General features: G+C 67.2%; 12 protein-coding genes and 2 pseudogenes. 9 read left to right on the top strand and 5 right to left on the bottom strand.

The annotated features are described in order from the left end of the window. Positions 1-23 precede the first annotated feature (23 nt). The 3 genes from BW730_RS11845 to BW730_RS11835 are packed head-to-tail and all read left to right on the top strand — an operon-like array spanning position 24 to position 2847. Entirely contained in the window at positions 24-1124 is a 1101-nt protein-coding gene (locus BW730_RS11845) for a mandelate racemase/muconate lactonizing enzyme family protein (RefSeq protein ID WP_077686414.1), read from the top strand. Then, entirely contained in the window at positions 1121-1939 is an 819-nt protein-coding gene (locus tag BW730_RS11840; protein ID WP_077686413.1) for an SDR family oxidoreductase, read from the top strand. Before BW730_RS11845 ends, BW730_RS11840 begins: the two co-directional genes overlap by 4 nt. After that, entirely contained in the window at positions 1933-2847 is a 915-nt protein-coding gene (locus tag BW730_RS11835) for a dihydrodipicolinate synthase family protein (protein WP_158522636.1), read from the top strand. Before BW730_RS11840 ends, BW730_RS11835 begins: the two co-directional genes overlap by 7 nt. Before the next feature lie 60 nt (positions 2848-2907). Here the strand turns inward: BW730_RS11835 and BW730_RS11830 are convergent, their stop codons facing one another. The 3 genes from BW730_RS11830 to phoU form a co-directional block, all read right to left on the bottom strand. Next, positions 2908-3657: a phosphoglyceromutase gene (locus BW730_RS11830; protein WP_077686411.1), complete on the bottom strand. Its 750-nt coding sequence runs from the start codon at positions 3655-3657 to the stop codon at positions 2908-2910. Between the two features lie 176 nt (positions 3658-3833). Further along, entirely contained in the window at positions 3834-4661 is an 828-nt protein-coding gene (locus tag BW730_RS11825) for a polysaccharide deacetylase family protein (RefSeq protein WP_145952833.1), read from the bottom strand. Between the two features lie 246 nt (positions 4662-4907). Further along, on the bottom strand, positions 4908-5573 hold the full coding sequence (gene phoU / locus BW730_RS11820) for a phosphate signaling complex protein PhoU (RefSeq protein WP_077686409.1): 666 nt from the start codon (positions 5571-5573) through the stop codon (positions 4908-4910). Between the two features lie 190 nt (positions 5574-5763). Between phoU and BW730_RS20380 the strand changes: the two are divergent. Then, positions 5764-6777 (top strand): annotated as a pseudogene (locus tag BW730_RS20380) (sensor histidine kinase); the annotation flags it as partial. A 151-nt stretch (positions 6778-6928) separates the two neighbouring features. Continuing rightward, on the top strand, positions 6929-7606 hold the full coding sequence (locus tag BW730_RS11810; RefSeq protein ID WP_077686408.1) for a response regulator transcription factor: 678 nt from the start codon (positions 6929-6931) through the stop codon (positions 7604-7606). Position 7607: 1 nt separating this feature from the next. On the opposite strand, the gene BW730_RS11805 is transcribed toward BW730_RS11810, so the two are convergent. Then, positions 7608-8099 (bottom strand): hypothetical protein, encoded by a 492-nt coding sequence (locus BW730_RS11805; protein ID WP_077686407.1) that lies wholly within the window; start codon positions 8097-8099, stop codon positions 7608-7610. A 154-nt stretch (positions 8100-8253) separates the two neighbouring features. On the opposite strand from BW730_RS11805, the gene BW730_RS11800 reads away from it, so the two are divergent. Genes BW730_RS11800 through BW730_RS11785 form a run of 4 tightly spaced genes read left to right on the top strand, consistent with a single transcriptional unit; the run spans position 8254 to position 11590 of the window. Then, positions 8254-8739 (top strand): CarD family transcriptional regulator, encoded by a 486-nt coding sequence (locus tag BW730_RS11800; protein ID WP_077686406.1) that lies wholly within the window; start codon positions 8254-8256, stop codon positions 8737-8739. A gap of 7 nt (positions 8740-8746) precedes the next feature. Then, a complete protein-coding gene (ispD, locus tag BW730_RS11795; protein WP_077686405.1) occupies positions 8747-9463 on the top strand; it encodes a 2-C-methyl-D-erythritol 4-phosphate cytidylyltransferase in 717 nt (238 codons plus the stop codon). Next, entirely contained in the window at positions 9441-9902 is a 462-nt protein-coding gene (gene ispF / locus BW730_RS11790; protein ID WP_077686404.1) for a 2-C-methyl-D-erythritol 2,4-cyclodiphosphate synthase, read from the top strand. The genes ispD and ispF overlap by 23 nt, the downstream gene beginning before the upstream one ends. A gap of 29 nt (positions 9903-9931) precedes the next feature. Beyond that, the gene (locus BW730_RS11785) at positions 9932-11590 is read left to right on the top strand and encodes a DUF2207 family protein (protein ID WP_077686403.1); all 1659 of its coding nucleotides are present in this window, start codon (positions 9932-9934) and stop codon (positions 11588-11590) included. Between the two features lie 168 nt (positions 11591-11758). Here the strand turns inward: BW730_RS11785 and BW730_RS11780 are convergent. Beyond that, a pseudogene (locus BW730_RS11780) lies at positions 11759-13218 on the bottom strand (glycine hydroxymethyltransferase). Between the last annotated feature and the right edge of the window lie 3 nt (positions 13219-13221).

Below are 13221 nucleotides of genomic sequence, written 5' to 3'. Positions count from 1 at the left end.
CCAAACACACACATCGGAGAACAATGAGAATCGCTGACATCCAGTTCCAACTTTCCCGCATCCCGCTGCCTGGTGGCACATGGGGAGACCAGATCCACACGGTCACCCATATCGAGATCATCACGGCCGACGTGACGGCCGACGACGGCAGCACCGGCACGGGATTCACCCACACATCCGGGGTGGGGGGTCGCACCATCCTCGCCATGCTGGAGGAACTGAGGCCAACGCTCATCGGCGGAAACGCCCATCCCCGATCGGTGTGGCATGGAGCGTGGCACTACCTCCGTGACAACGGGCCCGGAGGTGTCACGACGCTGGCTCTTGCAGCGGTGGACATTGCTCTGTGGGATCTACTGGGCCGGTCGCTGAACCTTCCACTGGCCGACCTGCTGGGGAGGGTCCGGGACAGGGTTCCGCTGTACGGCAGCGGGATTAACCTTCACCTCTCCGCGGAGGAAGTCGCCGATCAGGTCGAAGGCTGGAAGCGCGACGGGTACGGCGCCGCGAAGGTCAAGGTTGGCAAGCCTGATGTCGAGGAGGATGTCGAGCGGCTCACAAAGATCCGTGAACGCGTGGGCGCCTTTCCTCTGGCCGTAGATGCGAACCAAGGGTGGAGCTTTCCACAGGCCGCCATCGCGGCGGAACGCTATGCGCCCCTGGACCTACTGTGGGTCGAGGAACCCTTGCGTGTGGATGACGTCGAGGGGCATCGGCGCCTGCGGGAGCGGTCGCGCATCCCGCTTGGTCTCGGAGAGAACCTCTACACGCTCCAACAGTTCAACCAGTACTTCATCAACGACGCCTGCGACTTCGTCCAGACCGACGTTGGCCGCATCGGTGGCATCACGCCGTACATGGCCGTGGCGGACACGGCCCGAGCGTTCGGGCTCCCGATGACACCACACTTCATCATGGAACTCAGCGCACATGTGCTGTGCGCCGTGCCGAACATCTCCTGGGCCGAGATGACGGAGGGTGGGACGCTGACCGAGTTGGGCGTTATCGAGGCGCAGCCGATCCAGAACGGCTGGTTTGCGCCCCGCGATGTGCCAGGCAACGGACTGGAGTTCGACCGGGGGCTTCTCAAGCGGTACGCCGTGAGCGGCGGTGACGTCTCATGAGCGCCGACCCACTCTTCGACGTCGCTGGCCGCAGGGTGCTCGTCACCGGCGGGTTGGGCCAGATCGGCACCGAGTTCGTCAGAGCCTTTCAAGAGCGAGGAGCCACCGTCTTTGTCGCCTCACGCTCCGTAACCCAGCAGGCCTTGGAGGAACGATTCGGTGACACCACGAACCTCGTGCCCATGCAACTGGATATCACGGCTCCGGAGGATGTCAGGGCGAGACTCAGCGAGGTTGCTCGCGACGGCGGACCGATCACCATCGTCGTCAACAATGCAGGTCTCGACACCCAACCCAGCGCCCCGCCCGAGGTATCAGGACCGTTCGAGGACTTCCCCGTGGAGATATTCAGGGAGGTGATCGAGGTGAACCTGACCGGAACCTTCATCGTCACGCAGGCGGCGGGAGCAGTGATGCGGGATCACGGCGTCGGCGGATCCATCATCAACGTTGGGTCCATCTACGGCATGCTCTCGCCCATCCAGGACATCTATGCCTATCGCGCCGAGCAGGGGCAGCCATTCACCAAGCCGGTCGCATACTCCGCGGCGAAGTCCGGCATCTACAACCTCACGCGCTATGCGGCCACCTACTGGGGTAGACACGGCATTCGCGTGAACACCCTCACCCCTTCCGGCGTTCGGCGCGACACGCAGGACGCCACATTTCAGGCGAACTACACCGCACGAATGCCGATCGGGCGGATGGCCGAGGCAGACGAGTTCAACGGGGCCGTGATCTTCCTTGCATCCGATGCTTCGAGATACGTCACGGGATCCAACCTGGTGGTCGACGGAGGGTGGACGGCGTGGTGACCCCAGACCTTGGCCGCCTGTTCAGTGCGATCGCCTCACCTGTCGACACCGAAGGGAGTCTGCCCGCAGGCGTGACCGCGCAGCTCGTGCAGGCTCACGTCGATCGAGGCGTTGAGGGGATCTACTGCTGCGGGTCGTCTGGTGAAGGGCTTCTTCTTCGCCCGGACGAGCGGATGCGCCTGGTCGAGGAGGTGAGCATGGCCGTCGGAGATTCCGTACCAGTGATCGCCCACGTCGGCACCGCCAGCACTCGCGACTCCATCCAGCTGGCCCAGCATGCCGAGCGGGTGGGAGCCGTCGCCGTCTCGATGATCCCGCCGATCTACTACCACTACTCGACTGACGAGATCATGGCCCACTACCGCAGGGTGATGGACGCTGTCAGCATCCCGATGATCGTCTACAACATCCCGCAGTTCACGGGTCAGGAGTTCGGCGCCGAACATCCACTTCTCGCGGAAGATCGGGTTGTCGGGGTGAAGCACACCGCGCACAGCATGTATCAGTTGGAACGAATGTCGGCCAAGAGGCCCGATCTGCAGTTGATCAACGGGTTCGACGAGACCTATCTGTCCGCGACGGTCGCGGGTGCAAGCGGTGCCATCGGCACGACCATCAGCCTCCAAACCGATTGCTTCAAGGCAATCCGTAGCCTGCTTGGTCGAGGGGATGTTGCGAGGGCCCAGCAATTCCAAGCGAGGGTGAACCACGTGATCGAAGATTTGGTCGCTGTCGGTGTGTTCCCGGCGGCGAAGTATGTCGAGTCGAGGCTCACCGGCATCGATCTGGGGCCCTGCCGTGAACCGTTCGCGCCAGTCTCGCCAGAGGGCGTCAAGCGACTGGATGCGCTTGTGGAACAGATGACCGACGATGCCATGGCAGCGCGCGCGGTGCTGGCGGAGTCCTGATCAGCTGCGTGAGGGCCGACCGGTTGCCCGGTCGGCCCTCACGTCACTGGCTGGAAGGGGTTACTTCTTGCCCTGGTTCTTCACGGCCTCGATCGATGCCTTGGCGGCCTCGGGGTCGAGGTAGCGGCCGCCGGGGGTGACCGGCTTCAGGTCCTCGTCGAGTTCGTAGTAGAGCGGGATGCCCGTGGGGATGTTCAGGCCCGCGATGTCGTCGTCGGAGATGCCGTCGAGGTGCTTGACCAAGGCGCGCAGCGAGTTGCCGTGCGCCGTCACGAGGACGGTCTTGCCCGCCTCCAGGTCCGGGACGATGTGCGCCTCCCAGTAGGGGAGCATCCGGTTGACGACGTCCTTGAGGCACTCGGTCAGCGGGCGCTCGTCGGCGGGGAGGTCGGCGTAGCGGGCGTCGTTGTACTGGGAGAACTCGTTGTCGGGGTCGATCGGCGGCGGCGGCACGTCGTAGCTACGACGCCACTGCATGAACTGCTCCTCGCCGAACTGGTCGCGGATCTCGGTCTTGTTCAGCCCCTGCAGTTTGCCGTAGTGGCGCTCGTTGAGGCGCCAGTTGCGCTTGACGGGGATCCAGTGCCTGTCGCAGCCGTCGAGAGCCAGGTTCGCGGTGTGAATGGCGCGGCGCAGCAGCGAGGTGTGCAGCACGTCGGGAAGCAGGTCCTCCGACTGCAGCAGCTTGGCCGCGTTCTTCGCCTCCTCGACACCCTTCTCGTTGATGTCGACGTCCACCCAGCCGGTGAAAAGGTTCTTTGCGTTCCATTCGCTCTCGCCATGGCGGAGCAGGATCAACTTCGAGGTCATGGGATCACCCTACAGTCCGGCGCGCCTTGGCTGAGGATCGGGTGGGCCGCAAATCACGCGGGGCCGTCAGGGGATGCGATGAGCATGTTTGGCGGCTCGTTGCCCCGATCGACGCGTTTGAACGATCAGATCGGAAACGAGCAACCAGACATGCTCAAGGGGCGGGCAGCCCAGCGTCAGGAGAGGACGCCGAACTTGTAGCCGGCCTCCTTGTAGGCGGCGATGATGTCGGGGACCGACTCGGCCGTCAGGTGCTTGTCCGGGGTGTCGTGGCCGAGGATGACGGCGACGTGGTAGCCGCTGCTGATCGGCATGGTGGCGTTGGCGACCAGTTGCGAAACAGTCGTGGGGCGCGAACTCTTCGGGGCGCTGTCGGCCGTGTCCGCGTTCCAGTCGACCCACGACACGCCCTGCTTCAGCAGGAAGGCGTCGGAGGCGGCCATGTTCTTCCACGACATGTGGCCGCCCGGGTAGCGCCACGACTCGGTGTTGAAGTCAGGGCCGAGGATCTCGCGGATCTTTGCGAGTGTCTGCTTGTACTCGTCGGCGACCCGGTCGGCGTTGGCCTTGCGGCCGGGATACAGCTTCTTGTAGTTGTGCGACCAACTGTGCAGCGCCACCGAGTTGCCCTCCGCGATCTCCCGCTTCAGCAGGTCGGGGGCGTCGTCGAGCATGGAGCCGACCACGAAGAACGTCGCGTGGACGTCCGCCTCCTCCAAGGCCTTCAGGATGATGGGGGTGGTGGTGTGGTTGGGCCCGTCGTCGAAGGTCAGGAAGACGATCTTCTCCGTCGGCTTGACCTCACCCTCCAGCCACTGCTGCACGAGCTTGGCCGGGTAGACGTACTCCTGAGCCGCACCGATGTGGTTCTTGCCCGGGATGAGAGCCGTCGGGTCACCCGTATACGTCGCCTTCGGGGTCGGCGTGGGCGTCGGGGTTGGGGTCGGTGTCGGAGTCGGGGTGGGCGTCGGGGTCGGCGTCGGATCGGCCGTCTCGGTGCTCACCACGATCGGGGTCGAGGAGTCCTCAGGTGAAGGCGCCGACGAGGGCGCGCCGGGCGACGGACTCGAGGCCTGGATCCCTGTCGGGGCGCATGCGCTGGCGGCAAGCGCAAACGCCGCCAAAGAGCCGATGACGAGGTGTCGAAGGGAAAGTGAGCGCATCAACGGTGGCCTTCCTGAGGGATCGACTCGACTCTACGCGCCCGATGGTGCAGATCCGAAACCACTCCTGACTAGTGGTCGACGGCCTCAGGCGTTCGGCCAGTCCTCACCCTCCGGCACCTCGCCGGTGATGATGTAGATGACGCGGCGGCCGACGGCGACGGCGTGGTCGGCGAAACGCTCGAAGTAGCGGCCCAGCAGCGCGACATCGACGGCTCCCTCGATGCTGATGGTCGAGTCGTCCGCGAGCATCCGCGTGAACTGATCGCGGCGCAGGTCGTCCATCCGCGAGTCGATCTCGGCGAGCCGCTCGGCGCCCTTGGCGTCGCGCTCCTGCAAGGAGACCCGGGCCTGGTCGATGATCTGGATCGCGATGTCGGCCATCTCGCGGAAGCTGGGCTCAAACTCGGAGGGGACCGCGTGCGCCGGGTACCTCAACCGGGCGATCTTGGCGACGTGCGCCGCGAGGTCGCCCATCCGGGCCAGTTCGAAGACGACGCGGATCGCGGAGACGATGGTGCGGAGCTCGCCCGCCACGGGCGCCTGCAGCGCCAGGATGGAGAGGCACTTGTACTCCATCTCCTCATGCATCTGGTCGAGCTCTGCATCGTTGGTGATGACGGCCTCGGCCCGGCCAAGATCGGCGGTCAGCAGCGACTCGGAACCTTCACGGATCGCCACCTCGACGAGTTCGGCCATGTGGACGAGGCTGTCGAGGATCGAGGCCAGTTCCTCGTGGTAGCTGGTGCGCATCGCTGCTCCTTCATCGGATTCGGGTTGAGTCTAGCTGCGCTCAACATCCCCCAAGAGGCTAGGGCACCGAGGTACACCCACGTTGACTCCGTGTTAACCGCCGGTGAACGAGCGGTGAAGCCTTGGGGCACCCGTTCGGGGGAGGCCTGAGGGGAGGCGTGGGCCCGCTGCGGCAACCTATGATGGCGGCATGCACCCAGCCCTTGCCGGATTGATCGGCGCCGGAGTGGCGCTCCTGGGATGCCTGTTCTTCTACCTCATGCACCGCGGGCGCGAAGGCTGGCGCCAACTCGAGGCGCGCCGCAACTCGGAGGCGATGTCGCGCGAGCTGCGCGACGTGCTCGCACTGATCCCCTCCGGCGCAGTGATGGTGGGCCCCGACGACGAGATCCTCAGCTCGAACGAGCAGGCCGCCGTGCTGAACCTGGCGCGCGGCAATCGGCTCGGGTTCCCGGAGCTGCTGGAACGCGTGCGTGAGGTCAGGGCAACCGGTGACGGCTACCGCGGGCCCATCCTGCGGGAGCAACTGCCCGGCAACAAGGCCATCGAACTCCAGGTCCGGCTTGCTCCGTTCGACGGTGAGCGCGTGCTCGTCCTTGCCGAGGACGAGTCCTCCCAGCGACGCGTCGACGCCGTGCGCCGCGACTTCGTCGCCAACATCTCCCACGAACTGAAGACGCCCATCGGGGCGGTCAGCGTGCTCGCCGAGGCCGTCGAGGCCGCCCACGACGACCCGGAGGCAGTTCGGCGGTTCGCGACAAAGCTTCAGATCGAGACGGCGCGCCTTGCCGAGCTGATCAACCAGATCATCGACCTGTCCCGGCTGCAGTCCGAAGACCCGATGCTCGCGAGCGAGATCGCCGACGTCAACGACATCGTCACCGAGGCCGTCTCCCGGTCCAGGGAGCGCGCGACACAGCGGGAGGTCAGCCTGATCCTCGCACGCACATCGGAGGCGTTCGTGCTCGGCGACCGGTGGCAGCTCACCGACGCCGTGACCAACCTGGTGCAGAACGCCATCAACTACTCGGACGAGCGCGCCCGCGTCACCATCTCGGTCGCGTCGGTCGACAGGGACGCCGACAAGCACGTCGAGATCCGCGTCTCCGACAACGGGATCGGGATCAAGCCGGAGGAGCAGGAACGCATCTTCGAGCGCTTCTACCGCGTCGACTACGGCCGCTCCCGCGCAAGCGGAGGCACCGGACTCGGCCTGTCGATCGTCCGGCACATCGCGGTCGCGCATGGGGGACGATCCGAGTGTGGTCGCGTCCCGGCCAAGGATCGACGTTCACCCTCAGCCTGCCGACCTACCTCGGGCCAGCCCCGCAAGAAGAAGACGAAGGAGACATCGCATGACCCGCATCCTGATCATCGAGGACGAGGAGTCGTACCGCGATGCCACCAGCTTCATGCTGGCGAAGGAGGGCTTCGAGGTGCTGACCGCAGCCGACGGCACCGAAGGCCTCGCGATCTACGACAAACAGGGCGCGGATCTGGTGCTGCTCGACCTCATGATGCCCGGAATCCCTGGCGTCGAGGTCTGCAAGCAGTTGCGGGCGCGCGGCAACGTGGCGATCGTGATGGTCACCGCGCGCGACTCCGAGGTGGACAAGGTCGTCGGGCTCGAGCTCGGCGCGGACGACTACGTCACCAAGCCGTTCAGTCACCGCGAACTGGTGGCCAGGATCCGGGCGGTGCTGCGGCGCGGCCAGGACCAGGTGCTGCTTCCCGACGTCATCGAGGTCTCCGGCGTGCGGCTCGACGTCGAGCGCCACCAGCTCTACGTGGACGGCGCTGAGGTTCGGCTGGCCCTGCGCGAGTTCGAGCTCCTCGAACTCCTGCTGCGCAACTCCGGCCGTGTGATGACCCGCGGGCAGTTGATCGACCGGATCTGGGGCAGCAACTACGTCGGCGACACCAAGACGCTCGACGTGCACGTCAAGCGGCTCCGCTCGAAGATCGAGCGTGATCCGTCAAACCCCGAACGGTTGATCACCGTCCGGGGCCTTGGGTACAAGTTCGAGGGTTAGCTCAGGACGTCGCCTCGGCGAAGGCCTTAGCGAAGTCGGGGTGCTCCGACGACATCACGGGGACCTCGAGCGAGACGGTCTGGCCGGTCGAGAAGTTGACGGTGACGTCGGCCAGGTGCCCCAGTTCGAGGCCCGGGTCGTTGAACTTCGTGGTGTCGCCCAGCAGGTAGATGGTGGCGCCCTTGTGGATGTCGTCGCTCAGCGCGATCTGCTGCGGCTGCCCGAACGAGCCGTCCTTGGCCTCGGCAGCGACGGTGACCCCGGTCACCTTGGTGGCCTCGTCGCGCGAGGCGATGCCGCCGAGCAGGATGCCTTCGCCCTCGGCGTCGGCAACCACCAGGAAGTTGCGCAGCTTGATGCCGCCATCGTCGACCTGGACGCCTGCGGCCGGCGGCGAGTCGTAGACCCAGTGTCCCTGGGTGCAGGCGCTCATCGTGACGGTCAGCGCAAGGGTCGCGACGACGGCCGCGACGCGACGCATGGGCTTGCTCATTTATCCTCCGGGGACGCGTAGGTCATCACATCCTAACCAGTTACCGACCCCCGATGCGGCGATTGACGCGCGAGGTGGACCGACCCCGTGGAATCGACTCTGGGCCGTCCGCGGCGCGCCTGCTAGAATTGGGCGAGGAAAGGGGTCTGAAAGTATGACATTTTCGATCGGTGAGACGGTGGTTTACCCCAATCATGGGACTGCTGTCATCGAGGACATCGAAAACCGGACCATCAAGGGGGAAGACAAGCTCTTCCTCGTTTTGCGGGTCATTGGGCAAAACGATCTGGTGATCAAGGTACCGGCCTGCAACCTGGATCTCGTCGGAGTGCGTGACGTTGTCGACGCCGACGGTCTGGAGAAGGTCTTCTCGGTTCTCCGTGCGGAGCACACGGAGGAGCCGGCGAACTGGTCGCGCCGGTTCAAGGCAAACATGGAGAAGCTGCACTCCGGAAATGTGATCAAGGTCTCCGAGGTCGTCCGCGACCTGTGGCGCCGCGATCGCGACAAGGGCCTGTCCGCGGGCGAGAAGCGCATGCTTGCCAAGGCGCGCTCCATCCTGGTCGCCGAGCTTGCGCTCGCCGAGCAGGTCGAAGAGGACAAGGCAGAGATCATGCTCGACGAGGTGCTGGCCTCCTGAGCAACGCATGACACTCAGCAACAAGGAACCGGTCGTCGCCGTAGTGGTGGCGGCCGGTTCTGGTTCCCGGCTCGGGGCTGACCTCCCCAAGGCGCTCGTGCCCCTCGAGGGCGTGGCGCTGGTCAGGCGCGCCGTCGACGCGCTTCTCGCGGCGGGAGTCGGCCAGGTCGTCGTGACCATCCCGCCCGACCACGAGTCGGGCTTCGCGGCCGCACTGAACGGGACGGGCGCGAGGCTGGTGCCCGGCGGCGCGGACCGTCAGGACTCCGTCCGCCTCGGCCTCCTTGGCCTCGACGCCCCAGACGACGCGGTGGCGCTCGTGCATGACGCCGCCAGGGCACTTGTACCTACTGACGTCGTGCGAAGGGTCGCCGACGCGGTCCTCGGCGGCGCGGAGGTCGTCATCCCGGTGGTGCCCGTCGTCGACTCGATCCGCCGCGTGGACCCCGACGGCTCCGCGATCGTCGATCGCTCGCTGCTGCGCGCCGTCCAGACGCCCCAGGCCGCCCGGCTCGGCGCGCTGCGCTCCGCACACGAAAGGGTGCTCGCCGACGGCGTGGAGGTCACCGACGATGCGGCCGTGTGCGAACACGTCGGCATGCGCGTGAGCCTCGTCGACGGTCACCGGGACGCCATGAAGGTGACCGAACCGGTCGACCTGATCCTCGCGAAGGCCCTGCTGGCCGAAAGGAGCCCCGCTGATGCGCGTCGGCATCGGGACTGACGTCCACACCCTCAGCCCCGGCGTGCCCATGTGGGTCGCCGGTGTGCACTTCCCCGACGAGGCCGCTGGCCTCGCCGGCCACTCCGACGGCGACGTCGCGGCCCACGCGCTGTGCGACGCGCTGTTCTCCGCAGCGGGCCTCGGCGACCTCGGCTCCAACTACGGCACCGCGGAACCCGAATGGGCGGGCGCGAGCGGCGTCGCCTTCGTGCGAGAGACGGCGCGCCGCGTCCGCGCAGCAGGGCTCGAGATCGACAACGTCTCGGTCCAGGTGATCGGCAACCGGCCCAAGCTCGCGCCGCGCCGCGATGAGGCGCAGAGGCTCCTGAGCGAGACCCTCGGCGCGCCCGTCACCCTGAGCGCAACCACCACCGACGGCCTCGGCCTCACGGGGCGCGGCGAGGGCGTGGCTGCCATCGCCGTCGCGCTGGTGCACTAGCCCGTTAGGCTGACGTCCGAGGAGGACCCATGTCGCTACGAGTCCGCTGTCTGCTGATCCTGTCGGTGCTGCTGCTGGTCGTCGGCGCGCCCACCGCGCGGGCCGACGTAGTTGCCGACCAGGTCGACGTCACCATCTCCGTGCGACCCGACGGCTCCCTCGACGTCAAGGAACGGCTCAGCTTCGGCGCGGCCCCCGGCGAGCTGCGTCGCACCATCCCGCTGCGCTGGGCCGTCGACTCCGGCTCGTACTGGCGCTTCCAGGTCGACGGCCTGGCCACCTCGGCGGCGGGAACCGACCGGATCGAGGAGAGCGGCGACGAGGTCACGCTGATCACCGATCTCGACGCCCCCGGGGAGGTCGAGATCGGCTACCGGGTGGTCGGCGCCACGTCGACGGGAACGGGACAAGACGGCGCGCTCTCGGTCGTCACCTGGCCCGCGCTGTACGGGCTGAACGTCGGAGCCACCAAGGTGGTCGTCACCGTGACAGGCGCCGCCGCCCAGACCATGGACTGCGTCGCGGGACCCGTCGACAGCATCGGCCAGTGTGCCGCCGTCACCGGAGGCACCTACGACACACCTGATCCCGTCTTCCAGGACGGCCCGCGCGACGCAGGCGACGAGGTCGTCGTCACCGTCGGCTACGACCCCGCGGACGTGCGGCCCGACGCGGACCTCCACCACGAGTGGAGCCTCGACCGGGCCTTCGAGGTGTCGCTGCCCGCGGTCGGCTGGGCGCTGCTCGGCGCCCTGCTCGGGGCCGCGTTGCTCTACGCGCTGTTCCGCCGCACCGGCCGCGACCTGAGCGGCGCGGCGGGCCCGACCCCGATCGCGACGTTCGCCCCGGTAGGCGACGGCGAGAGCGCGTTCGTGGTGCGCGACGCCATCCGCCCAGGCCACGTCGGCACCGTCGCCGACGAGCGCGTCGACCCCCTCGACATCACCGCAACGCTGCTCGATCTCGCCGTCCGCGGCCACCTGTTGATCACCGAACTGCCGCGCACCCAGCACGGGCTGCTCGACTGGCGCCTCACGCGCCGCGAGGGTGCCGACGACCTGGCCACCTTCGAGCGGGAACTGCTCGACGTCGTCGCGCCGAGCGGCGAACCGCGACTCGTCTCCGAGTTGCCAGTGGCGCTCGCGGCAGGAGTCGACCGGGTCCAGGATGCCCTCTACGACGACGTCGTCACCCGGGGCTGGTTCGAGTCGCGGCCTGATTCGACGCGCTCGTCGTGGCGCGTCAAGGGCTGGCTGGCGCTCGGAGCGGCGCTCGTGGCGGCGGTGCTGCTGGTGGCGTTCACGAACCTCGGCCTCCTCGCCCTGGTGCTGCTCGCCGTGGGGGCGGGCATGGTGTGGATCTCCGACCGGATGCCGAGGCGCACCGTCGCGGGCTCCGAACTGCTCGGCGGGCTCCAGGCGCTTGCGTCGATCCTCGCGGTCCAGCCGACCGACCAGTTGCCGAAGGGGCGCGAACTGGTGGAGGCGTCGAAGGTGCTCGGCTACACCGTGGTGCTCGGCAGCAAGGAGCGCTGGATCGAGGCGCTTGTCGCGGCCGACCAGGACGAGCGGCCCGACCCTGACGCCTTGCACTGGTACCACGCGCCCGACACCTGGCACCTCCAGGACCTGCCCGCTTCGCTGACGCAGTTCGTGCATACCGTGCAGGGAGAACTGTTCGGCCGCTAGGCGTTGAGCAGTAATCGCAGCTCAGGCGCCAAGCGCAGGCGTGTCGCCGGTTGGGTTGGCAACGAACCCGCAATGCTGCTCAACGCTCAACCCGACCACACGCAGGTCAAACCGACCACAAACGAAAGAGGGGCGGCCAACCGGCCGCCCCCTCATTTCACCTCAGAATCAGAGCTCGAGGCCCGGGTACAGCGGGTGCAGGTCGAGCAGGCGCTTGGCCTCGGCCTGCGACGCGTCGCGGGCATCGTCGGTGAGGTCGTACTTGGCCTTGCCTGGCTTGCCAGCGGCCGTCGTCGCCGGCGTGGTCGACTTGAGCACCGAAACGATCATGTCGGCGACCGCGTCCATGTCCGAGGCGGTGAAGCCGCGGCTTGTCAGCGCGGGGTGCCGAGCCGAACGCCGGTGGTGTACCAGGCGCCGTTGGGATCGTTGGGCACCGCGTTGCGGTTGGTGACGATGCCCGCGTCGAGCAGGGCCGACTCGGCCTGCCGTCCGGTGAGGCCGAAGTTGCGGACGTCGAGCAGCACCAGGTGGTTGTCGGTGCCGCCGGTGACGAGCGTCGCGTCGCGGTTCAGGAGGCCCTCTGCGAGCGCCTTGGCGTTTTCGGCGACGTTCTGCGCGTAGGTCTGGAAGGCCGCGGTGCGGGCCTCGGCCAGGGCGACCGCCTTGGCGGCCATCACGTTGGCGAGCGGGCCCCCGAGCACGAGCGGGCAGCCACGGTCGACGGAGGGCGCGTACTCGCCGGTCGCCAGGATCATGCCGCCGCGCGGGCCGCGCAGCGACTTGTGCGTCGTGGTGGTGACGACGTCGGCGTGCGGCACCGGGTCCTCGTCGCCGGTGAACACCTTGCCTGCGACGAGGCCAGCGAAGTGCGCCATGTCGACCATCAGCACCGCGCCCACCTCGTCGGCGATCTCGCGCATCTTGGCGAAGTTCACGCGACGTGGGTAGGCGGAGTAGCCGGCGACGATGACAAGCGGCTTGAACTCGCGCGCCTGCTCGGCGAGCGCGTCGTAGTCGAGGAGTTGCGTCTCCGGGTTGGTGCCGTAGGAGCGCTGGTGGAACATCTTGCCCGACACGTTCGGGCGGAAGCCGTGCGTCAGGTGGCCGCCCGCATCCAGCGACATGCCGAGGAGGCGCTGCTCACCGAAGCGGCGACGCAGATTCTCCCAGTCGGCCTCGCTCAGTTCCGCGACGCCCTTGACGCCGAACTCGGCGAGCGCGGGCGACTCGATCTTGTGCGCGAGGATCGCCCAGTAGGCGGTCAGGTTCGCGTCGATGCCGGAGTGGGGCTGAACGTAGGCGTACTCGGCGCCGAACAGTTCGCGGGCGTGCTCGGCGGCGACCGACTCGACGGTGTCGACGTTCTGGCACCCGGCGTAGAAGCGGTGCCCGACGGTGCCCTCGGCGTACTTGTCGCTCATCCAGGTGCCCATGGTGGCCAGCACAGGAAGGCTCGCGTAGTTCTCCGACGCGATCAGCTTCAGCGAGTTGCGCTGGTCGGTGAGTTCCTGCCGGGTGGCCGCGGCGACCCGCGGTTCGACGGCCTCAATCATGCTGAACAAGGTCTGATACGCAGACGAGATCGACTCGAGATCGCTCACAGTTCTCCTCAGATAGGACGGGATGTA

It is taken from the genome of Tessaracoccus aquimaris (assembly GCF_001997345.1).
GTDB classification, from domain to species: Bacteria; Actinomycetota; Actinomycetes; order Propionibacteriales; family Propionibacteriaceae; genus Arachnia; species Arachnia aquimaris.
This window is presented reverse-complemented; position numbering and strand designations above follow the sequence as displayed.

Excerpts from the sequence above, each read along its gene's own strand:
- BW730_RS11845 (WP_077686414.1), top strand. The coding sequence starts at position 24 with ATGAGAATCGCTGACATCCAGTTCCAACTTTCCCGCATCCCGCTGCCT.
- BW730_RS11840 (WP_077686413.1), top strand. The coding sequence starts at position 1,121 with ATGAGCGCCGACCCACTCTTCGACGTCGCTGGCCGCAGGGTGCTCGTC.
- BW730_RS11830 (WP_077686411.1), bottom strand. The coding sequence starts at position 3,657 with ATGACCTCGAAGTTGATCCTGCTCCGCCATGGCGAGAGCGAATGGAAC.
- phoU (WP_077686409.1), bottom strand. The coding sequence starts at position 5,573 with ATGCGCACCAGCTACCACGAGGAACTGGCCTCGATCCTCGACAGCCTC.
- BW730_RS11810 (WP_077686408.1), top strand. The coding sequence starts at position 6,929 with ATGACCCGCATCCTGATCATCGAGGACGAGGAGTCGTACCGCGATGCC.
- BW730_RS11805 (WP_077686407.1), bottom strand. The coding sequence starts at position 8,099 with ATGAGCAAGCCCATGCGTCGCGTCGCGGCCGTCGTCGCGACCCTTGCG.
- BW730_RS11800 (WP_077686406.1), top strand. The coding sequence starts at position 8,254 with ATGACATTTTCGATCGGTGAGACGGTGGTTTACCCCAATCATGGGACT.
- ispD (WP_077686405.1), top strand. The coding sequence starts at position 8,747 with ATGACACTCAGCAACAAGGAACCGGTCGTCGCCGTAGTGGTGGCGGCC.
- ispF (WP_077686404.1), top strand. The coding sequence starts at position 9,441 with ATGCGCGTCGGCATCGGGACTGACGTCCACACCCTCAGCCCCGGCGTG.
- BW730_RS11785 (WP_077686403.1), top strand. The coding sequence starts at position 9,932 with ATGTCGCTACGAGTCCGCTGTCTGCTGATCCTGTCGGTGCTGCTGCTG.